The organism is Bartonella sp. TT121SHDZB (genome assembly GCF_042193415.1).
Taxonomy (GTDB): domain Bacteria; phylum Pseudomonadota; class Alphaproteobacteria; order Rhizobiales; family Rhizobiaceae; genus Bartonella.
Genome location: NZ_JBHILR010000001.1, coordinates 205885 through 229878, shown reverse-complemented (window position 1 = coordinate 229878; position 23994 = coordinate 205885). Strand labels below are relative to the sequence as shown.

At 38.7% G+C, this 23994-nt stretch carries 13 protein-coding genes and 1 tRNA gene; 6 read left to right on the top strand and 8 right to left on the bottom strand.

Annotated elements, in window-relative coordinates:
* Positions 1 to 79 precede the first annotated feature (79 nt).
* The 4 genes from ACFIKI_RS00880 to aroA form a co-directional block, all read right to left on the bottom strand.
* Positions 80 to 8650, bottom strand: a complete 8571-nt coding sequence (locus tag ACFIKI_RS00880; RefSeq protein ID WP_375665219.1) for a GH36-type glycosyl hydrolase domain-containing protein — start codon at positions 8648 to 8650, stop codon at positions 80 to 82.
* A 227-nt stretch (positions 8651 to 8877) separates the two neighbouring features.
* A complete protein-coding gene (rpsA, locus tag ACFIKI_RS00875; protein ID WP_026500132.1) occupies positions 8878 to 10578 on the bottom strand; it encodes a 30S ribosomal protein S1 in 1701 nt (566 codons plus the stop codon).
* Between the two features lie 130 nt (positions 10579 to 10708).
* Positions 10709 to 11356 carry a (d)CMP kinase gene (gene cmk / locus ACFIKI_RS00870; RefSeq protein WP_375665217.1) on the bottom strand — a complete coding sequence of 216 codons (648 nt, stop codon included), beginning with the start codon at positions 11354 to 11356 and terminating at the stop codon, positions 10709 to 10711.
* Entirely contained in the window at positions 11353 to 12681 is a 1329-nt protein-coding gene (aroA, locus tag ACFIKI_RS00865) for a 3-phosphoshikimate 1-carboxyvinyltransferase (RefSeq protein WP_375665215.1), read from the bottom strand. Before aroA ends, cmk begins: the two co-directional genes overlap by 4 nt.
* Before the next feature lie 187 nt (positions 12682 to 12868).
* On the opposite strand from aroA, the gene ACFIKI_RS00860 reads away from it, so the two are divergent.
* Both ACFIKI_RS00860 and ACFIKI_RS00855 read left to right on the top strand, forming a co-directional pair.
* Complete coding sequence (locus ACFIKI_RS00860; protein WP_375665212.1) at positions 12869 to 13249, top strand: TIGR02300 family protein; 381 nt, start codon at positions 12869 to 12871, stop codon at positions 13247 to 13249.
* Between the two features lie 116 nt (positions 13250 to 13365).
* Positions 13366 to 13441 (top strand) — tRNA-Ala (locus tag ACFIKI_RS00855).
* Between the two features lie 1605 nt (positions 13442 to 15046).
* Here the strand turns inward: ACFIKI_RS00855 and ACFIKI_RS00850 are convergent.
* Entirely contained in the window at positions 15047 to 15634 is a 588-nt protein-coding gene (locus tag ACFIKI_RS00850) for a hypothetical protein (RefSeq protein WP_375621997.1), read from the bottom strand.
* Positions 15635 to 15746: 112 nt separating this feature from the next.
* Positions 15747 to 16928, bottom strand: a complete 1182-nt coding sequence (locus ACFIKI_RS00845) for a DNA recombination protein RmuC (RefSeq protein WP_375665209.1) — start codon at positions 16926 to 16928, stop codon at positions 15747 to 15749.
* Between the two features lie 90 nt (positions 16929 to 17018).
* Between ACFIKI_RS00845 and def the strand changes: the two genes are divergently transcribed.
* Genes def through truA form a run of 3 tightly spaced genes read left to right on the top strand, consistent with a single transcriptional unit; the run spans position 17019 to position 19229 of the window.
* On the top strand, positions 17019 to 17555 hold the full coding sequence (gene def, locus ACFIKI_RS00840) for a peptide deformylase (protein WP_375665206.1): 537 nt from the start codon (positions 17019 to 17021) through the stop codon (positions 17553 to 17555).
* On the top strand, positions 17555 to 18484 hold the full coding sequence (gene fmt / locus ACFIKI_RS00835) for a methionyl-tRNA formyltransferase (protein WP_375665203.1): 930 nt from the start codon (positions 17555 to 17557) through the stop codon (positions 18482 to 18484). The genes def and fmt overlap by 1 nt, the downstream gene beginning before the upstream one ends.
* Position 18485: 1 nt before the next feature.
* Complete coding sequence (gene truA, locus ACFIKI_RS00830) at positions 18486 to 19229, top strand: tRNA pseudouridine(38-40) synthase TruA (RefSeq protein WP_375622001.1); 744 nt, start codon at positions 18486 to 18488, stop codon at positions 19227 to 19229.
* Between the two features lie 31 nt (positions 19230 to 19260).
* Here truA and ACFIKI_RS00825 read toward each other — a convergent pair whose 3' ends face one another.
* Entirely contained in the window at positions 19261 to 20124 is an 864-nt protein-coding gene (locus ACFIKI_RS00825; RefSeq protein ID WP_375622002.1) for an LOG family protein, read from the bottom strand.
* A 106-nt stretch (positions 20125 to 20230) separates the two neighbouring features.
* Between ACFIKI_RS00825 and dapD the strand changes: the two genes are divergently transcribed.
* A complete protein-coding gene (gene dapD, locus ACFIKI_RS00820) occupies positions 20231 to 21079 on the top strand; it encodes a 2,3,4,5-tetrahydropyridine-2,6-dicarboxylate N-succinyltransferase (protein ID WP_375614320.1) in 849 nt (282 codons plus the stop codon).
* 578 nt (positions 21080 to 21657) lie between these two features.
* Here the strand turns inward: dapD and lepA are convergent.
* Positions 21658 to 23463 (bottom strand): translation elongation factor 4, encoded by a 1806-nt coding sequence (lepA, locus tag ACFIKI_RS00815; RefSeq protein WP_375665335.1) that lies wholly within the window; start codon positions 23461 to 23463, stop codon positions 21658 to 21660.
* Positions 23464 to 23994: the final 531 nt, after the last annotated feature.

The window sequence follows — 23994 nt, the reverse complement described above, 5'->3', positions numbered from 1 at the left end:
ATATAGGCGGTGCAATATAACAACTCCACAGTTTTGGGAAAGAATAAAAAAGTTTGCTCTCTTTTTTCGTCTTTCATCTTTAAGATTTGACAATACGTATAATTTCATGCTGACCTGTTTTTTGTAACTTTATCCCTGTATGAACTTCGGTATATTCTTTGCTATTAACATAGAGCATATTTTTAGGTCCCCATTTTACTTTAATGCTATAAACGGCATCATAAAACTTCATTGTTGCTTCATATTTTGGCCAAATAGAGGGTAAATGTGGCTGCAAAAATAATAGGTCTCCCTGACGCTGTATTCCAAGAATAGCTTGTGTTGCGGCGCGATAAAACCAACCGGCTGAACCTGTATACCAAGTCCAACCGCCTTGACCACATCGTGGTTCAACAGCATAAATATCTGCGGCCATCACATAAGGTTCAACACGATAAATTTCAGGATCTTGTCCATGGGTAATTGGGTTTATCATAGAAAATAAAGCATAAGCTTTATCGTTTTGTTCCATTTCAGCCAACGCAAAAATACTCCAAATGGCACCATGCGTGTATTGACCACCATTTTCTCGAATGCCTGGAGGATAACCTTTTATATAACCAGGCTCGAGCGTACTTTTATCAAAAGGCGGCCAAAAAAGGCGAATGAGTCCGCTTTTTTTATCATAGAGCTGTTCCAGCATTGATGTCATTGCTTGTTTTTGACGTTCCGGCGATGCCATTTGAGAAATGACAGCCCAAGATTGAGCAATGGTATCAATTTGGCATTCATCATTGATTTTAGAGCCAAGAGGTGTTCCATCATCAAAATAACCACGTCGATACCAAGCACCATCCCAACCGTTTTCCTCTAGGGATTTTGTTAAATGTTCAAGGTGTGTACTCCATATTTGCATATGGCTGTTATCACCACGTTTTTTGGCTAAAGGGATAAATGCTTGTAATGTGTACCCAAGAAACCATCCTAACCAAATGCTTTCACCTTTTCCTTCCACACCTACCAAATTCATGCCATCATTCCAATCCCCACCTAAAATAAGAGGGAGACCATGTGGTCCGCAGCGTTTAATGGCAAGGTCTAAAGCTAAAACACAATGTTCATAAACTGTTGCAACCTTTGGGGATTGGGTGGGTTGAAAATAAGCATCCTGTTGCCCACTTTTGAGAACATCACCTTCAATAAAAGGAATGAGCGTATCAAGAAAAGCGTCATCACCAGTGGTAGTGACATAAAGAGCTGTTGCATATGCAAGCCAAACGATATCATCAGAAATGTATGTGCGAACACCAGCATTTGTGTCAGGCAACCACCAATGTTGCACATCACCTTCAAGAAATTGGTGCGCTGCTGCATTTAACAATTGTTCACGTGCTAATTGTGGTTCCAGCAATAACAAAGACAAGCTATCTTGTAACTGGTCACGAAAACCAAATGCACCACTCGCTTGGTAAAAGCCTGCGCGTGCCATGATGCGGCATGCGTAGATTTGATAAGGAAGCCAATGGTTGGCCATAAGATTAAAAGAAGCATCAGGTGTTTTGACTTGGAAAGGAGAAACAAAATCACTCCATTGCTGTTTTTGTTTTGTGAGCTGAATTTCAAAATCACTTGCACGTACTTGATTGAGTAATTTTTCAGCTTCTTGCCTATTTTCAGCACTGCCAAGATAGAAGATGATTTCTTTTGTTTGCCCTGGTTGAAGATCAATATCATAGGCGAATGCTGAACAAGGATCACATCCTGCTTCAATGGTATTTGAAAGAGCAGCGGCTTTACGGATCGCATTTGGACGTGTTACGGTTCCCGTTGCACCAATAAATTCAGCGCGATTGGTCGTCGTGCTGGTTGGCATTTCGGATGCTGATAAAAATGTAACTTGTTGAGATTTCTCGATGTGATAGGGATTTTGAATAAAATATGCACCCCATCTGGCCTCATAAGAGGAAACAATAAAGGGGGCATATTTTGTACGGACATTTCCTAAAACCCATTCAACATAATTATAAAGGCGTAAACTGCGTGGTTTTTTCCCTTCATTCGTAAGAATAAGACGTGAAAAGCGAATAGGCTTTTCGGGATCAAGTGTATGGGTCAGTTCCAATGCGATTTCTGAATGTGTCGATTTAAAAGTTGAGAATCCAAACCCATGACAAGCCTCATAGACAATATTTTCATCACATTCAACAGTAGAAACAGGTGAAAAACGTTTTAAAGACTGGCGATCAACCAGATAAAGAGCTTCTCCTGGTCGGTTAGACGTTGGATCATTCACCCAAGGAGTTAGTTGATAATCGCGGCTATTGTTAGCCCAAGTAAAAATTGCACCTTCAGCAGAGACATGAAAACCAAATCTGTGATTAGCAATAACATTAATCCACGGATGCGGTGTGGTGGTACGTCCACGAAGACGTATTACATAATGATTATGCTGATTAAAACCACCATAACCATTCCAATATCTGAGATCTTCTCCATTTGGGAGAAAAGAGGAGGGTTTTTGTTGGCTAATAAGACCAATGGAAGAAAAAAGATTCTGTTCAGTTTGTGTTGTAAATTGCTTTCCTTCGTTATATCTCGGCAAGTCTAATTGATTATAAGATTCTTGATAATTTTTACGAATTGTGAGATTAAAATCATTCTTATCAAGTCGTTTAAGTTGTTCAGATAAAGAACCATTTTGGGCATCAAGAACGATACGCGCTGATGCAAGAAGCGTTTTAAAACTCTGTTCACTCATTTGATCGCGTCGAAGCATGAAAATATGTTGGCGTTCATCTGCTTTTTGCGTATGGTGATAATAAGATTCACAGACCCACTCAAGAGCGCGTTGTGTACTTTGTATATAGGAAAATGTTTGTTCATTAAGAATGACCAGATCAACAATGAGTCCACGCATATACCAATATTCGTGTGCTTTAAGGAGTTCGCGCAGTACAGCTATATTTCCCTCGTTATTTAACCTAAGAAGACAGAGTGGATTGTCTCCTGAGATAGACATGGGCCAAAGATCAGACTGTTTTCCTAGCGTTTTTGCTAATATTTCAGAAGGAAGACGCCACGTTCGTTCTGGATAGATAAGCGGTGTTGCATATTTTTGATAGATAATAGCTTCTTTAAGCTGGGTTCCACTCTGATACAGTGCAACTTGTGAGCGCGTCCATGCCATTGAAAGTTCTTTTTGAAACATATCAGGTTGTCGATAATGTTTAATATGATTATTTAACGCTTCTTTTGTATGTGCAGCAAAAGTCCAAAAAATAAGTTCTGCTTTGCCATGGGCTGGAATTTTTATACGGCATCGCAATGACATAATAGGATCTAGAACACAACCTTGACTGTTATTGAAACGAGCATTTTGATCAAATGCAGCAGGACGATGAATAGATCGCCCCCGCCCAATAAACAGAGAGCGATCTGTTTCAGCTTCTGTCTCTTGGAGAATATCTGTTGTACTAGAAACAAAATGGGCAACATAGATTTCAGGATCACTAGGCGAGCGTTTGCGCCTTTTGACAAAAATTGTTTTACCTTCTTCAGTAATTTCTGTTTCTATAAACATACGGGAAAAAACAGGATGAACTTGGTCTGTATCCATTGTGGCAAGTGCTAATTCACCATAAGAAGTCACTTCAATGAGTCGGTCTTTATTTGTCGTATTCATCAGTTGAATACGTCTACCTTCGCCACATCCTTCAGATGTAATAAGACATTCAAGTGTTGATTTAATACCATCAACCATTTTTGTATATTCAGCCTTTTCATCTGTAAAAATGCTGACAGCGTCTTCTTCAATAACACGTGTTGGCTCACCAGTAACAGACCACCACCGTCCACTATGCGTATCACGTAAGAAGAATAAAGTACCTTGTTGATCTTCTGTTGCATCAGGAATAAAGCGCGTAATCGCATAATCGTGCCAACGGCTGTAACCAGAACCATTCGCTGTTAACATGGTAGAATAAAAGCCATTAGACAAAAGTAAAGTTGCTCGTGGTTTGAGTAACGGGTTTGTAATAATGCGCAAAGGGGCTGCGTCAAATTCTTGAGACTTATTGCGCATACGATTAACAGCTTTGGTATGAATAATAGGAATGAGATGAGGCGCTCTTTCCTGTAAGAGCAATTGTGTTGCTTCAATAACGGGATCACGGTGAAAACGATCACGCATTCGCCCTTGAAAAATAACATTGTTAAGAGCAAGGATAGACATGCCATGATGGTGCGCATAATAATTGCGTACAATGGCGTATTTTTCCCCTGTTTTCACACGTGTTGGAGTAAAATCAACAGAGTCATAATAACCATATGTTCCTAAAGCTCCAAGATCACGGAGTCGTTTTAAATTAGCGACAGCGCAAGCAGGAGCATATTGTGCCGCTAGAAGGCTGGCATAGGGAGCAATGACAGCATTGCGTGAAAGACCACGTTGGAGTCCGAGGTTTGGAACACCAAAATGAGCGTATTGGTAATTCATTAAATGATCGCGAGCATTAAATGCGGCTTCTGAAATACCCCATGGCAATTCCCGTTTATGGGCATATTGTATTTGACAACGAATAATCAATCGATTTGTTTGATCTAGGAGAGACCCTAAAGGTTCATGCATTACGAGAGATGGCATAAGATATTCGAACATTGATCCAGACCATGATAGGAGCGCACCTTTTCCACCTATGGGGATGAGAAGTCGACCAAGACGAAACCAATGTTTAAGTTTTATATCTCCTTTTGCGATGGCAAAAAAGCTTGCAAGACGTGCTTCTGAAGCAAGTAGGTCATAACAATTTTCATCGAGTTTGTTTTCTTGCACACGATATCCAATGGATAAAAGGTGCCGTTTAGGCTGTTCTAAAAAGTCAAATTTCATGTCAAAAGCTATTTGCCGTGCCGCTATAGCCAACCTGTTTAGTTTTTTACATAATTTTTCAGTATCACAATGAGCAGTCGCATCATGATGATGAGCGTTACAGGTGTCGATAAGGCATTTAGCCCAAGAAAGCGCACGAGCAGATTCTATCGTTTGAATTTTGTGGTCAAGTTCACCGACTAAGTGCACAATATCATGGGCTGCAAGTGAAAGATCTATGATGTGAGAAAGAATCGTATTTTCTTGTTCTATAAAAGTGAAGATAGAATCATGAAAACGAGTGATGTTTTCTTCGATTTTTTGGCGTAAAGAGCGTAAACTGGGTTGATGATCTGGAATTTCTCTGACAGTTTCTTCAAGAATAGCAAGAACATCCGATAAGCCTTCTCGATCACTTTGAAAAAAAACATGAGGTTTTTCAGCCCATTCATTTAAGGCAGAAGAGAGTGTTACCAAATGACCGGCAAGATTTCCTGAATCAACGGTTGATACATAAGTAGGCAAAAGAGGCCTGAGTGTATCCGTTTCATACCAATTATAGAGATGACCGCGGAACTTTTCCATTTTTGCAAGAGAGCGTAATGTACATTCAATACGGGTAATGGTCTCTTCAAAACCAATCCAACCAAAATCACGTGCAGCAATTATAGAAAGGAGATAAACCCCAATATTCGTAGGCGATGTACGTTGAGCAACAAGAGGTTCAGGATCTTCTTGAAAATTATCGGGAGGCAAATAGTTGTTTTGTTCGTTGACAAAGGTTGCATAATAAAGCCATGTCCGCCGTGCAATAGAACGGAGTTTTTTTTCATCTTTTGAAGAAAGATAAAGGCTATCTTGAAAAGTTGAAGGTTGACTCACAATCCAAGCAATGAAGGGTGAAAAAAACCATGCTATCCCAAAAGGTAAAGCAACCAAGCTTGCAAAACTATCAGAAAAAAGAGGGAGTGCTATAGTAAGAATACCAATAAGTGATGCTGGTGCCATTGTAAAAACATAGAAACGCAAACTATTGGGCATTGATTTTGTTGCAGCAGAAGTTTTCCATTCAAGAAGATGCTGTTTTGAAATCGTCATACGATAGAGTGTACGAATAATCGCATCGGTCATAAAATACGCTGAATGAGCAAGAAACGTCGTTTTAAGAAATATATCAGCGCTTGTAAAAGCAATTTTGTTCCCAATTAATTGAAAATGTCCACGCAAAGAATGATCTATATTAGATGAGACAAGCGTTTTTAATACACATAGAATGGGTGAAATGAAAGCGCTAAACAACAAGAATAGTTGCCAGACGATTGCACTCTTTAATGGCAAAAGAGTCCATCCTACAAATGCTGCGATTAACCACATAAGTGGCGTAAGAGAACGACGTAAATTATCCTGCATTTTCCAACGCGTCACGGAACTTATTTGACGGTGGGAAAAAAGATAAGGCAAAAGCTGCCAATCACCGCGGATCCAACGATGATAACGCATAACATCAATATTATAAGTGGTTGGATAGTCTTCAATGACTTCTATGCTACTTACTAGAGCAGTGCGAGCATATCCCCCTTCTAAGAGATCATGACTAAGAATAGTATTTTCTTTAATTTTGCCATCAAGTGCTTGTTCAAATGCATCAATATTATAAAGACCTTTACCAATAAAGGTACCTTCTCCTAAAAGATCTTGATAAGTATCAGAAACAGCAAAAACATAAGGATCAATACCACGGTTGGTAGAAAAAACCCGTTGGAGAATTGATGTTTTTTTTCCTGTTGTAAGCGAAGGAATAATGCGCGGTTGCAAAATGCTATAGCCTTTTATAATCTTTCCACTTTGCGGATCAAAAACGGGATGATTGAGTGGATAGTTAAGCTTTCCAACAAGTTTTGTGACGCTCTCTGGAGTAAGACGTGTATCACAATCCAGCGTCATAACAAAACGACAGTCCAGAGGAAGATGTGGACTGGGAGGATAAAAGCTCGTGTTTTTATCGCCTCTTAAAAGCCGATTGAGTTCATGAAGTTTTCCCCGCTTTCGTTCCCATCCCATCCAACATTTTTCGCTTGTATTATAAAGGCGTCGGCGATGTAAAAGGAAAAAAAGAGGAAGTTCATCACGATGATAACGATTATTGAGTTTATCAATATTCTTTTGCGCATAGTGTAATAAATCAAGATCATCTTGCTTTTCTTTTAATGGAGCATCCACCCAATCTGTAATGAGTGCAAAATGAATGGCTCCTTTAGGATTAGAAAGATAGTGCACTTCAAGATTGTGCACTTGCTCATCAATATCATCGTGTGATGTCATTAAAGTAGGCACAACAACCATTGTCCGTGCATGTTCGGGAATACCTTCTTTATATTCATAACCAATGAGCTGTCTTGATGGGACAAACCACGAAACAACAGTATTAAATAAAGCAAAAGCAGCATCGATAGCAGGAAAAAGCGCCAATCCAGTAAAGCAAAAAGACATCCATTGTGTCATGCCAGATAGCTGTAAAAGGGCGTAAATTACCAGCAAAAGAGTGAGCGTCAGAAAAGAGACAGGCACAGCAATAACTCTCAATTTTGAGCAACAAGAAGTGCGTGTCCATTTTATGAAAAAAGGCGGGCTATATCCACAAGCCTTTTCAAATATGCCACGACCATCATCAACAAGGTACCACCCCACATAAGAATGATGAGGCATATCTTTAGAAGTGGAATTTGCCATTTCTACAACTTTATGTGCAACTTCCAGTTCACTAAGAGGCGAAAAGCGAGAAACTTTTTCAATGACTTGTCGATAAATATTGCGTGAGTGAGCATCAATTTCAGAAAAATCACTATTTTTACGCAAAATAGAATCGACACAACTCACTGTTTCAAACCATGCTGTCCAATCAACATCATCTATAGCTTTAAGAGCACGGATAATATTACCCATGGTCACACCATCTGCTGCTTGTCGGGTATGTTCATCGGCTGTTGCAATCTCTAAGCTACTGCCTTGGCTTTTCAATTGCTTTTCAAGCCAAGTTAATGCTACGGTTGAATCGACAGATGCACTGCGCAGACGATAGAATAAATGTGCTGAAAAAGTTGAATCAACAGTAAATGGTTTATACTGCGTAAAAAGAGAGTGTAGATTTGTTTTATTTTCTACAAGAGAAATTTTATCAGCTACTTGACTAGCAAGATGGCGCATATGTCGCGCTTTTTCGATACGTACTGAAAGACGACGGACATTTTCAATGAGCAGCATTTGCATAACAGAAGGAAGAGCCCACAATTCACCAATTGTGAGCGCACAAACTTCTTGAAATCCGTTGGTCATAGCAGTGAGTGTCTCTTGTGAAAAGCTGCTATCGGTATGCGCAATATAAAGCCAAGTTAAAGCAAAAATTCGTGGTATTCCGGCTTTATGTGTAGAAAGAGGAAGTTGCTTTATGAAGGATTTGGGTAGATTACGACGCAGCTTTTGTATGGTTTTATCAATGGTGTAATGATTATCAATGAGCCATTGAGCAGACGGTGCGATGGTTTCATCATTTCGGGCAGCAAAATCACTGGTATGAAAAGCATGAAGAATAACTTTAGCATTTTCATTCAATCTCTTGCGAAAATCTCCTACTCCTTCATATTCAGGGAGTAAAATTTCTTTACCAGAAGCTATATCATGCCCTAAGTTATAAAGATCTTCCTGTACCTTATAAATTGCACGAAGAGGAAAATCCGTATTAATAAAATGATCTTTTTTCTCTTTTTGAGAAAAAAAGCCCTTTATGAAAGGTATTATGCACGTCATAGTGTTCCATTGTTATTCAATTACATTGTTTTTTATTTAAATTTTAAGCATTTTATCTGAATAGTGAACCGTTGTTAGACAAAAAACAAACTTTTTGTTTTTATTTGCAAGCATTTATAATTTTTGTTTCAATAATTTAAAAATAAGCAGACAATTTTTTTTAGAAAATAAAAAGGTCACTCCTAATGAGTGACCTTAATAATAACACCAACTTTAATGATTGATGATTAATCTTGTTCTTGTTTTTTCAAAGCTGCACCCAGAATATCACCAAGAGAAGCACCTGAATCTGTAGAACCATATTGTGCAACAGCTTCTTTTTCCTCTGCAATTTCTAAAGCTTTAATCGATACTGAAATTTTACGTGTTTTTTTATCAAATGCTGTGATGCGAGCATCAACCTTTTGCCCAATTGCGAAACGCTCAGGACGTTGCTCATCACGATCACGCGCGAGATCAGCACGCCGAATGGTTGTCTCAAGGTTGTGGTCAATCAATTTCACACCAATGTCATTGTCGTTAACAGCAATCACTTCGCATGTTACAACTGCACCTTTTCGCAATTCGCCAGAAGCAGCTGCTTCTCCAACTTTATCGCTGGAAAGCTGCTTAATTCCAAGAGAAATGCGCTCTTTTTCAATGTCAACATCAAGGACCACAGCTTTAACGATATCGCCTTTATTGTAAGTATCAATAACTTGTTCACCAGGACGGTTCCAATCAAGATCAGACAAATGAACCATACCGTCAACATCGCCTTCAAGCCCAATAAACAGACCAAATTCTGTTTTATTTTTAACCTCTCCTTCAATTTGCGAATTGACAGGAAATTTATTGGCAAAAGCTTCCCATGGATTTTCAAATGTTTGTTTTAAGCCAAGAGAAATACGCCGTTTAGAAGGATCAATCTCAAGAACAACCACTTCTACTTCTTGTGATGTAGACAGAATTTTTCCAGGATGAACATTTTTCTTTGTCCAGCTCATTTCAGAAACATGGATCAGCCCTTCGATTCCTGGTTCAATTTCAACAAAACCACCGTAATCAGTAATGTTGGTAACAGCACCCGTAATTTTTTTACCAATCGGATACCGGACACTGATGCTTTCCCAAGGATCACTTTCAAGCTGCTTCATTCCAAGAGAAATACGGTGCGTATCTTGATTAATGCGAATAATCTGAACTTTAATCGTTTGGCCAATTGTGAGCACTTCAGATGGGTGATTAACACGCCGCCATGCCATATCTGTAACGTGCAAGAGACCATCAATCCCACCAAGATCAACAAAGGCACCATAATCTGTAATATTTTTCACCACACCTTCAACGATTTGGTTTTCTTCAAGATTTTGTACAATTTCTGAACGTTGCTCAGCGCGACTTTCTTCTAAAACAGTGCGGCGTGAGACCACAATATTGCCACGACGACGATCCATCTTCAAAATTTCAAAGGACTGTGAATTATGCATGAGGGGTGAAACATCACGAATGGGACGAATATCAACTTGGCTGCGAGGCAAGAAAGCAACGGCACCATCAAGATCGACTGTAAAACCACCTTTTACTTGGCTAAAGATTACCCCATCAACGCGCGCACCAGCATTGAATTTTTCCTCCAAACGGACCCAACTTTCTTCGCGCCGTGCTTTTTCACGCGATAAAACAGCTTCACCCATCGCATTTTCAATGCGTTCAATGTAAACCTCAACTTCATCGCCAACTTGCAAAGAACCATCTTTTGCTTTAGCTCCAAATTCTTTGAGAGGAATACGTCCTTCGACTTTAAGACCAGCATCAATAATAGCCATGTCTTTTTCGATTGCAATAACACGACCTTTAACAACAGATCCTTCATTAAGATCATTAGTTTGAAAAGATTCTGTTAAAAGGGCTTCAAAATCCGCTGTTGTGGGATTGTATTGTGACATAAGAACTCCTAATATATACCTTGTATTATAAGGCATGAGCGCTAGGTTAGTGTTAACATAAGTAACTCCCTAGCCTTTTCCTTGAATAAGGAAAAAAGTTAGCGCTAGGCTGGAAGTTACCTTAACGAATTTATCCAATTATATGCATTTTTATGATTGGATCAACAAAACTGCATGCAATTTCAAATGTTGCTTCTATACTCAATTCTGACGTATCAAGCAAGTGGGCGTTTTTTGCTGGTTTTAGTGGACTTTGTTTGCGCGTTATATCGCGACTGTCGCGTTGTTCAAGTTGAGCTAGGATTTCATGATAATTTGCTTGAACACCTTTTTTTAAAATCTCTTGGTAGCGGCGTTTGGCGCGTGTTTGAACATTGGCTAGAATATAAAACTTGATATCGGCATCAGGACAAACAATCGTTCCGATATCACGCCCATCAAGCACACAGCCGGGCAAAACTTTAGCAAAGTTGCGTTGTTTTTCGACAAGAATTTTGCGTACAGCAGGGTTAATTGCTATTTTTGAAGCCGCTTCACCAAGTTCATGAGAAGAAAGAAGAGAAGGATTTAAGGTATTAAAATCAAGTTCTTTAGCATAAATAAGAGCATTTTTTTCATCATTAAGAGCTAAATTTTGTTGTAAAAGCGTATGAGCAACACTACGATAAGTAAGACCAGTATCGAGATGACGAAGGCGATAATGTGCAGCAATTTTACGTGCTAAGGTTCCTTTGCCTGAGGCAGCAGGTCCATCAATGGCGATAACAAAAGGCTTCAAACGATTTTTCCCCCAAGTTGTTTTATAAAAGGAATAAATTCTGGAAAGCTCGTAGCAATCATTCGTTTATCATCAATGGTAACAGGTTTTTCTGACACAAGCCCAAAAATGAGAAAACACATAGCAATTCGATGATCAAGATGTGTGGAGACATGTCCACCGCCCAAACCTTTGGTAGAACCGTTCCCATAAACAACAAGAAAATCTTGACCTTCTTCACAGTCTACGCAATTAATTTTTAATCCTTGAGCAACAGCAGACAGTCGATCTGATTCTTTTACACGCAATTCTTCAATTCCTAGCATAACTGTTTTACCTTCTGCAAAGGCTGCTGCTACTGCCAAAGCAGGATATTCATCAATCATCGATGGAGCACGTTCTTTGGGCACCGTAACGCCTCTAAGGACCGATGATTTTATCCGTAGATCAGCAACATCCTCTCCACCTGTTTGACGTCGGTTCAAAAATTCAATTTGAGCACCCATTTCCCACAATGTTTCGATAAGTCCTATTCGAGAGTTATTTATCAAAACATTTTCAATGGTGATATCAGAGTCTTCTACAAGAAGAGCTGCGATAATTGGAAAAGCAGAAGAAGAAGGATCCCCCGGAATATGAATCGTTTGCCCAGTAAGATGGGGTTGACCATTAAGATGAATCAAACGCGCACCTTCGTTATCTTTTTCTATTTCAAGTTGCGCACCGAATGCTTTTAACATTTTTTCCGTATGATCTCGTGTGAGAACCGGTTCAATAACAGTTGTAATGCCGGCGGTATTGAGTCCAGCAAGCAGAACTGCTGATTTAATTTGGGAGGAAGCTATTGGAACACGGTAGCGAATCGGATTAGCCATTTTCGGTCCATAAAGTGTTAAAGGAAGGTGATCGTCGTGCGTTGCCTCAATTTCAACCCCCATGAGACGCAGCGGATCAAGGATACGTCCCATTGGACGTTTAGAGAGAGAGGAATCTCCGATAAAGGTCGTTTTCATATGATAGGGGCCAACCATTCCCATAACCAAACGAGCACCTGTTCCAGCATTGCCGAAATCTAAAGGTTTTTGCGCAGATAAGAGGCAACCATTCCCTGTTCCTCGTATGATCCAAACGTCATCTTTTTTAATAATACAGGCGCCCATAGCTTGCATAGCAGCAGCTGTATTGAGTACATCAGCGCTTTCAAGTAATCCGTGGATATATGTCTCACCACTTGCTAATCCTCCCAATATAAGAGAACGATGGGAGATTGATTTATCTCCTGGTATTTGAATTTTTCCAGAGAGATTACTCGACTTATAGGCAGTTATAGGGATTGCTTTTTGCATGGAAATTCTATTTAATTCTATCTAACTTTTATGAAATTATGCATCCTTTAGCACACGCTTTAAAGAACGTCATGAAAAAATCACTGTGGAACAGTGTATTTATCTTTGACAAAGGCATTACTTTTCGATTAAGCACTGTAAAATTTATCTTTTAATGGAATAGTAGTTAATCAAAGAGGCACGGTTTATGGCAAAACAAGAACTTGGAACTAAACGTGTTGATCCAGAAACAGGAAAAAAATTTTACGATCTAAATCGCGATCCTATTGTATCGCTCTATACAGGAATTTCTTATCCGCGTTCTTATTTTGAGGTTGCGGCAGCTGAAGCAAACAACGAAGAAGAAGTTGATACTGAAGAGCTTGATACAGCACTTGAAAAATCTGCTTTTATGCTTCTTGAAGAAGTTGATGAGGATTCTAAAGACGACGATCTTCCTGATTTGGAAGATGGTGATGTAGACCTCGGTGATGACGATGATACATTTTTATCTCATGATGATGACGATGAGGATGATGACGTTACTGATATTCTCGGAGGCAGTGTTTCTAATGATGATGATGCTTAAGAAAAGTAACAGAAAATATCTTTTCCATTAAATGCAAATTCTTCTTGATCTTCAATTTTTCTCGCTTTAGAAAGTTGGGATTATATATTGTTCTTTTGGGAAAATTTGTTTTTATAGGGGCTATAGCTCAGCTGGGAGAGCGCTTGCATGGCATGCAAGAGGTCAGCGGTTCGATCCCGCTTAGCTCCACCAAAAGGATCAGTGATCAGCTCTTTTATCAAGAGAATTAGTTATAACGAGAATGTGAAATCAATTTAAAAGGTTTATATGCTCTGTAACCATTGTTCCAGTAGCACGTTTCTTGCTTTAATGCTACCATTATGCGTTTTTAATCATTTGTTGGATTATAAAGTTTTACTTTATATAACAATGAAAAGAGATCATTTTTTATGCTTTACACAGAAATAAAAAAGGAGCTGTTTAACTGACACTTTATATTTTAAAAGGCAAAATTTAAATCCTTCTTCACCACAAAATCATAATCTGTTGATTATCGATATCCTTTTAAAGGTAAGAAGTACCTAAACAGAGATTTGGGAATAGAAGATTAAGATATATTTTCCAATTATTGCGAATCAGGACTCTTGTTGAATATTTTTAGTCTTATCAAATGTCTTACCAATTTTAAAAAATACTCCATTGAATAGCGTTCATCTGCTCAATACTGAAGTATGTTAATGATTAAATAACATATTGATTTATCATGATAAATTATTAATATATTAAATAATAACTCCGAACAGAGTAAACTTCTCTCATCATAAGCCTTCACATACATATTGAATTAATAAACTTTGTTTCCTTACACGTCTCAAACGAGGTTGAAGGTGTAGGAGAAAAGCGGTGCCATCATTATATTTTCAATCTCTCATGTTGCAAAAATTTTTATAAGAGGCATTTTTAGTCCTTTCTTGATGTTTTTATCCACATGCCAATTGCACTTTATGTACAAGCCAATGGTTTTTCTTGATTAAACATCAAGAGATTTAAAATGACAGAATTCTAAGCTATTTAAAACTCTTAATTCAATATGAATAAAAGAATATTATTGTTATAAAATAATGATTTGTAGTAAAAAACCGTTTAAGAAAAGCATAAAAATGCTTTTCATAAATATCCTCAAATGCAAGCGCTATCACAACACTGAAGGCTTGTTTGTTACTTCACAGATGCTATAGACAATTCCTGTCTTGAATATTTTTATGTGTAAAGTTGTATATACCTTATCATCCTATAAATGACAGTGTTTTACAACATGGAAAGATAACTTTTTTCAATTAAGCTGGACAGGCAAAATGAATGGATATACTTCATTTCATACAATACTTCATAATATTAATCTTTTGGAAGGCTGTACCCCCTTTTATACAAAGCAAAGTTTTTATGAAACGATGCTCTTTCGTTTAATGCATTTTTCGTTTTTTATATTGAATTTTTTACCTCTTTATAATGCTGAAATCGCATTTTTTGATTGCTATTTTAAACGCTTAATAAAAATAAAAAAGAGATTATCTTTAAAAAATTTCTGTCAACAATCTGTGGTATTTAGCCCAGCGCTAAATGGAAGATTGTTTCCATTGTAAATTCTTTGAACAAAGAGGATAACAATATCGAGAGTGTGCACAAATGTATTGTGTATTGTAAAAATTTTCTGTCGCTTGAGTTTACTCTATTCAATAACAATTTATTTTATTCGAAAATCGGAAAAACAAGACAGCCTTATCGCACCATAAAAAATTTTGCGCTCAAATGATTTTACCACATCAATTCCCTAATTGATATTTTCAAAAATCTTCCCTAACGCCACCCACATCTCTTTAATTGCCGTTCATAGAGCTTCGATATTCTCGCCATGCGCTGTGCTGCCTGTGACAGTGCAACAGTGACACGCCCCCCACTACGCGCATAAGCACTATGCCCCATATGATAATTTAAATAAAGGCTATATGCATCATCAAATCTCACACCATTGCGTTGAACACTTTGGCGATGGTACCAAGCAATAAAATCAGCAGAATCTGCAAAATTCGTACGCCATGCAAAAGATTTGCCTGTAGAGCGAAGATACATTGCCCATGTACTGTCAAGCGCTTGAGAATAACCATAGGCTGTTGATCGACGCTTCCATGGAATAAAACCAAGTAGTTTTTTGCGTGGAGGACGTGCATTGTGACGAAAGCTCGATTCCATCTTAATGGTTGCAAGAATAATAGGCATAGGAATCCCATAACGCATTTCTGCTCTTTGAGACGCCCTTCCCCAATTATCAAAAAAACCATTTTTTTGTGCTAAAATAGCACAAGCATTATTTGTGTGGGTGGGAGTGGTTGTTGCACAGCCCTCTAGCAGAAACACCAATGCCCCTAAAAACAAAAGGTGTCGCATATTCTCTATTCCTCTCGTTTAAGAAATAAAACAAGATAGAGATACTAAAAAATGATTACCAATCAATAAAGAGCGTGATCTAACTTGTGATATTTAAGAAGATTGTTTTGCGTTATTCCTCATCAACCAAACGCAATGTTTGTGACTGAGCGGATGTTGTCATTTTTGTTGGCTCAGAGTAATTTTCTTTTAATTCGAAAGTTTCAATGCGATTTGCCCGTTTCATAATTTTGGAGGATGATATTAAAATACCCTCTATATCTTCACCTGCTTTGTAAAAGTGCTTCTGTAATGCACGAACACGCATATCCATTCGTCCAAAATCTTCCATCAATTTTGCTACTTCTGATTGAATTAAATGCGCTTGTTCACGCATCCGCGCATCTTTCATAATGGTTTGTACCACTTGGACAGAGAGCATCAACAAAGACGGTGAAACAATAATTATATGGGCTCTATTGGCTTTTTGTACCAATGGCTCAAAATCTTCATAAATTGTTGCAAAAATCGATTCCGATGGCACAAAAAGAAAAGCCGTGTCATGGGTTTCTCCAGGAATCAAATATTTTTGTGCAATATCACGGATATGAACTTCCAGATCGGTACGAAATTGGCGTTCTGCCTCTTGACGCTCTTGCGTTGATGCGGCTTTACGCATAGCATTCCAAGCCTCTAGAGGGAATTTAGCATCAACAACAAGAGAAGGTGCTTTATTGGGCATATGAATCAGACAATCTGGGCGCTTTCCGTTGGAAAGAACAGCCTGAAAAGCATAGGCATTTGCTGGTAAGGCATCAGCAATAATTGCTTCCATCCGCCCTTGACCGAAAGTACCACGCGTCTGCTTATTGCTTAAAATGGATTGCAACTGAACAACTTGTCCCGTAAGCGATTGAATATTATTTTGTGCCGCATCAATCACTGCTAAACGCTCTTGCAAACGATTCAAATTTTCATAAGTGGATTTAGTTTGTACCTGAAGTGTTTGACCTAAGCTTGTTGTCATTCCATTGAGTTGCTCACTGAGTGATTTATTCAGTTCAGCTTGCCGTTGACCAAAAATTTCCGCCATCGTTTGCATTCGCCCTTGCATTTCAGCTTGTGTCTTCAGCAAAGTAGCCATCTGCATTTGTGCCTCACGCGCACGTTCAGCAATTTCTTTTTCTAAAAATGCTTTTTTTCTATGAAAATGTATCAGCATAAAAAATGCCAAACAGACAAGTGTAAATAAAAGTAAAACGATTAATTTAGAAAAAAACTCACCAGCGAATATAGAAAAAAACGAATCAAACATAAAAGGTAATATAACGCTCTTATGATAAAAAAATGCAAGAATCTGTTATTCAATATTGACCAATAAAAAACCTTTGATTAATCTCTTCTTATGTCAATAAGATCTTTAGTTACTTTACCTGATCCGATTTTACGGGAAGTGTCCAAACCCGTTGAGCGGGTTGATGCAGCTCTCCAAAAACTTGCGGATGATATGTTGGAGACCATGTATAATGCTAAGGGCGTTGGTCTTGCGGCTATTCAAATTGGTATACCACTACGTATGTTGGTTATAGATGTCTCTGGAAATTCTGAAGATGAGCAGAAAAAACCACTTGTTATTATCAACCCTGAAATTTTATGGCTTTCAGATGAGCGTAATATTTACAAAGAGGGTTGTCTTTCTATTCCTGACTATTTTGCAGAAGTGGAACGTCCTAAACGCCTTTGTGTTCGCTATCAAGATCGTGAAGGAAAGCAGATAGAAATTGAAGCAGATGATCTCTTGGCGACTTGCTTGCAGCATGAAATTGATCATTTAGATGGGCGCCTTTTTATTGATTACATTTCAAAGATCAAACGCGATATGGTGATACGGAAATTTAAAAAACGCGCAAAAGAAAAAAACATGCAGGAAGCAGTTTTGTAATGGCATTACGGTTAAGTTTTATGGGAACACCAGATTTTTCTGTTCCCATTTTGCATGCTTTATTGGATGCTGGTCATGATGTTGTTGCTGTTTATAGTCAACCTCCTCGTCCAGCAGGACGTCGAGGGCTGAAATTAATCCCCTCAGCTGTTCACACCGCAGCAGAAGAAAAATCTATTCCTATCTTTACGCCTCAAACACTTAAAACAGCCGAACAACAAGAGAAATTTGCAGCACTTTCTGTTGATGCTGCTATTGTGGTGGCTTATGGACTCCTTTTACCTAAAACTATTCTCGAAGCACCGCGTTTTGGTTGTTTTAATGCCCACGCTTCACTCTTACCACGTTGGCGTGGTGCTGCGCCTATTCAACGAGCAATTATGGCTGGTGATAAAGAAACAGGTATCATGATCATGAAAATGGATGAAGGACTTGATACGGGGCCTATCGCTCTTTCTCGCTCCATCCCCATTACTGATAACACCACCACTGCTGAGCTTTCAAACAGACTTTCACATATTGGCGCAGAACTCATGGTAGAGACTTTATCAACTCTTGAAAAAGGACAACTTAAACTGACCCCACAATCAGAGGAAGGCATTACCTATGCGGCCAAAATTAGAAAAGAAGAGACCCGCATTGATTGGACAAAACCTGCAGAGTTTATTCATAGGCATATTCGCGCGCTCTCTCCCTCTCCTAGTTGCTGGTGCAATATGAATATCGGTGGACGAGAAGAACGTGTAAAAATTCTTGAAAGTCGCTTAACAACAGGTCCTTCTCTTGAAATTGGACGGATAGAACCAGATTCTTTGATTATCCATTGTGGGCAAGGACGGATAGAAATAACCTCTCTACAAAGATCTGGCGGTAAAATTCTTGAGTGCGCAACATTTTTGCGAGGCGCTCATATTTCTGCTGTTTTTTAAGATGCCACGTTTTAAACTCACTCTTGAATATGATGGTTCAAATTATGCTGGTTGGCAGCGTCAAGCAGAACTTCACACGATACAAGGAGCTCTTGAACAAGCGATTTTTTGCTTCAGTGGACAACAATTAACCATAACAACAGCAGGACGAACGGATGCAGGAGTACATGCTACGGGACAAGTTGCCCATGTTGATTTCATAAAAAACTGGCCCCCTCATACTGTGCGTGACGCGCTCAATGCTCTTTTACGTAAACAGGGAGAAGCGATTTCAATCTTAAACGTACAAAATGTCCCTGATGACTTTGATGCACGATTTTCCGCTGTAAAGCGCCATTATCTTTTTAAAATTCTCAATCGTCGCTCTCCACCAGCTCTAAATGCCAAACGCGTATGGTGGATACCAAAGCTTCTTAATGCTGAAGCCATGCATGAAGCTGCGCAAAAACTTGTCGGACAACATGATTTTACCACTTTCCGTTCAGCACATTGCCAAGCCCAAAGCCCTATTCGCACCCTTGAACGTCTCGATATTCAAAGAGAAGGTGAAGAAATTTTTCTTTATGCACAAGCTCGTTCTTTTCTTCATCATCAAATCCGTTCATTTGCAGGAAGCCTCATGGAAGTGGGTATTGGACGTTGGACAGCTCAAGATCTTGAAGCAGCTCTTCACGCTAAAGATCGTAAACGTTGTGGTGTTGTTGCCCCCCCTTCAGGACTTTATTTAACCAAAGTGGAATATTAATTATCCTTCAAGAGTTAACGCCTCAAAACTGTTAAGGCAGCTTATAAAAAGAACGAATTTCTTCAAACGCTTCTGCTGCTGTATTGACAAATTTCATAAAATTAACATCACTGGGAGAGATCGTACCTTGTGCAGACAAATACTCAAAGTTGATAGCATTGCTCCAAAATTCTTTGCCAAACAATAAAATTGGTACCTGTTTCATACGCTCCGTCTGTATTAAAGTTAACGTTTCAAACAGTTCATCCAGAGTCCCAAATCCTCCAGGAAAAATGGCTAATGCTTTCGCCCGTAATAAAAAATGCATTTTTCGTATCCCCAAATAGTGAAAATTAAAACACAAATGCGGCGAAACATACGAATTAGGCTCTTGCTCATGTGGTAAAATAATATTCAAGCCAATTGTTGGAGCACCAACATCACAAGCACCACGATTTCCCGCCTCCATGATCCCTGGTCCGCCCCCTGTAATAACTACAAATTCACGATATTGTGTAGTAGCAGAATAGAGTGAGCACAAACGTGCAAACTCTCTTGCTTCATCGTAATAATATGACATAGCACGCAAATTTTTCTTTTGTGTTTCATTCTTTGCAGCCCACGCTGCTTGCCCAGGTTCAGGAATACGCGCACCACCAAACAAAACAACTGTTGATTGAATATTATATTCTTTAAGGGTTATTTCCGGCTTTAAAAATTCAAGACTAATACGTTGTGAGCGCAACTCTGGACGCATCATAAACTCTTGATCGATATAGGCTAAACGATAAGTAGACGAACGCACCTGTACTGAATTAGAGACTTTATGGATTTGTTGTAGCGTATCCTTCGCATGGAGAAGTGGTGTCCAGTTTTCTTGCTCCCTTTTTCTTTTTTCTTTACAGCCTTTTTTCATGCACCTGTCCTACTTCCTCATCGTTTTATTGACTGAAAACATTTCTTCGCGTAAGTCATAGAGAATAAATCTTGAAGCTTTCAACTTGTTTAACGGAACTATGTTCATGATCAATCTCACACAACTTGAAATCATTATCGAAAAAGCATTTGATGATCGTGATTCTATTGATACTACCACAAAAGGTGAAATTCGTGAGAGTGTCGAACACGCATTGAATCTTCTCGATAAAGGTGCAATTCGCGTCGCAGAACGACAAAAAAACGGACAATGGCATGTTCATCAATGGTTGAAAAAAGCTGTTTTGCTCTCTTTTCGGCTTAACCCTATGCAAATTATTGCCGGTGGTGTAAATGGAACACATTGGTGGGATAAAGTTCCTTCAAAATTCTCTGGTTGGCAAGAAGCAGATTTTAAAAGTGCTAATTTCCGTTCCGTTCCTGGAGCCATTGTGCGCCATTCTGCTTACATTGCACCAAACGTTATATTGATGCCATCCTTTGTCAATCTTGGTGCTTTTATTGATGAGGGCACAATGGTTGATACATGGACCACCGTTGGTTCTTGTGCACAAATTGGTAAACATGTCCATCTTTCTGGCGGTGTTGGTATTGGAGGTGTTTTAGAACCATTGCAAGCAAATCCAACCATCATTGAAGATCATTGCTTTATCGGTGCGCGCTCTGAAATTGTTGAAGGCTGTATTATCCGTGAAGGTGCTGTTTTGGGAATGGGAGTCTTTATTGGAAAATCAACAAAGATTATTGATCGTACAACAGGTGAAATTTTTATTGGTGAAGTACCAGCCTATTCAGTGGTTGTACCAGGTTCTCTCCCCGGAAAACCTTTACCAAATGGTGAAGCAGGCCCAAACCTTTATTGTGCTGTTATTGTAAAACGCGTTGATCAAAAAACACGAGAAAAAACATCTATTAATGATCTTTTACGTTCTTAGACACAAGATTAATGCATAATAATATTGCTTCGTTTTTTAACTTGAATAATAACCTCGAATACAAGGATTCTCTCATTTTAAATCCTTTCATAGTGAATCAATCACTATCATTTCCTTGCTCGTTACAAACACAGTTGGTGTGTGGGCAAAAAATACTTTAAGAAATAGAGTAAATACCTTTAATGAATTCTCTCAAGTGATAAGGACTGTCATAATATTTTGAGCTGAAAAAGAGTATAATGGGTGCGCTTTGCGCCTTTCTGACGCGTAAAGGCGGTAATGCCAAATGGATTTTATATCATTCACAGTGTATTTTACATTATATTTTGTTACAGTCCCCGTTGTGAAATGGAGTTTGATGTATTGAGAAATGTTTCTTTGAAACAAGTGCACAAATATGCAACACAAACGTATTTTGTTTAAAGCATTCTGTTTTACGTGAGCAACATGACACAATGAAAAACACTATACCCAAAAGTGTGAATATTGCGCAATTTCCATTAAAAAGCACTCTTGAACAACGGAACCAACCGACAAAAGCAAAACACAATCAATGAAGGAAAATACTCCTTTTTTCATTATTTGTTCATTTTGAGCGCTTGAATAAATGCCGATTGTGGAATTTCTACTTTTCCAAATTGGCGCATCCGCTTTTTGCCTTCTTTTTGCTTTTCCAAAAGTTTGCGCTTACGCGTAACATCACCCCCGTAACATTTCGCTGTTACATCTTTACGCAAAGCACGAATCGTTTCGCGCGCTATAACTTTACCACCAATAGCCGCTTGAACTGGAATCTGAAACATATGCTGAGGAATAAGATCTTTCAGTTTTTCGCACATTGAACGCCCGCGCTTTTCTGCAATCGTGCGGTGAACAAGCATCGATAATGCATCAATAGGCTCTCCATTCACCAAAATAGACATTTTAACTAAATCACCTTCTGCATAATCTGTCATTTGATAATCAAAAGAAGCATAACCCTTGGAGATTGATTTTAGCCGATCATAAAAATCAAAAACAACTTCATTCAGTGGTAAATCATACGTTACCATAGCACGGGTTCCAACATAGGATAACCCAACCTGTACCCCGCGCCGCTCTTGGCATAGCTCTAAAATTGACCCAAGATAATTATCAGGAGTCATGATTGTCGCTCGAATCCATGGTTCTTCTATGGAAGAAATTTTAACCACATCAGGCATATCCGCTGGATTATGTAACTCTTTAACAGAACCATCATTCATATTCATGCGATAAACAACTGAAGGTGCTGTCGCAATTAAATCCAAATTAAACTCACGCTCTAATCGCTCTTGAATAATTTCAAGATGCAGAAGTCCTAAAAAGCCACAGCGAAAACCAAACCCCAAAGCCGCAGATGTTTCCATTTCAAAAGAAAAACTCGCATCATTTAAGCGTAATTTGCCCATGGCTGCACGCAAATCATCAAAATCAGCAGCATCAATTGGAAAAAGCCCACAAAAAACAACCGGTTGCGCAGGCTTAAAACCAGGTAAAGCATTTTCACAAGGACGGCGCTCTTCAGTAATCGTATCCCCAACCCGTGTATCTGCTACCTCTTTGATAGAAGCAGTGATAAAACCAATCTCGCCTGGTCCTAACTCATCAACCTGTACCATTTTAGGTGTAAAAACCCCAACGCGCTCAACTGGATATTTTGCACCTGTACCCATCATACGAATGGTTTGGCCTTTTTTTAAAATACCATCTATCACCCGTACCAAAACAATGACACCAAGATATGCATCATACCAGCTATCAACCAGCATTGCTTTCAAGGGATTTGCAACATCGCCTGTACGTGGAGGTGGTAATTGTGCAACAATTGCCTCCAAAACATCAGGAACACCCAAACCTGTTTTTGCTGATATTTCTACTGCTTGAGATGTATCAATGCCTATCACATCTTCAATTTGTTCTTTAACTCGCTCAGGTTCTGCTGCTGGAAGATCAACCTTATTGAGAACAACAACCAACTCATGGGAATTATCAATGGCTTGATAAACATTTGCTAACGTCTGCGCCTCTACACCCTGGCTTGCATCCACCACCAACAGAGAGCCTTCACAAGCTGCCAATGAACGCGAAACCTCATAAGCAAAATCCACATGACCAGGTGTATCCATAAGATTTAAAATATAGGTCTCACCATTCTTGGCTTTATAGCGTAAACGTACCGTTTGTGCTTTAATAGTAATTCCACGTTCACGCTCAATATCCATGGAATCGAGTACTTGTTCTTTCATCTCACGTGTATCAAGCCCACCTGTTATTTGAATCAAACGATCAGCTAAAGTGGATTTGCCGTGATCAATATGCGCCACGATGGAAAAATTACGAATATAATTACGATCTACTGTCATATAAGGCGATTTAGCAAAGAATAATACAAAACGCAAAGACCAATTATGCTCTAGCTCCTTACAAAAGAATATAAACCAAAAAAGCTTCTCAAAACACAACTTCTCATAGCCTAAACAATAAGGCTTTTGTTTGCGAAATTAAATACAAAAGGTCCTAAAATGATCTTTTCACATCTTGTTTGATGACTCATATGCTGTAATAAGCCAGTACCATCACATACTTTGCTAATCTCCAATATTGCGACGATCCTTTACACTTGAAAAAGTTTATCAGAGATATACTTCTCTTGCACAGTCTTTACCCACATGCCCCCCCACTCATTCACTTGTGACGTGTAAGCAAATGATTTGGATTGATTTAACATGAAAATGATTTGACGTGAGAAAGTTTTACAGTATTCAAGGTTCTAATTCAATGTAAATAATGCTATATTATCATTATAAATCAATGTATTATAATATTTATATGATAGACGAATATATCACTTAGGATTGCAATAAAATTCGTAAGAAATGCTTTTTTATTTGTAC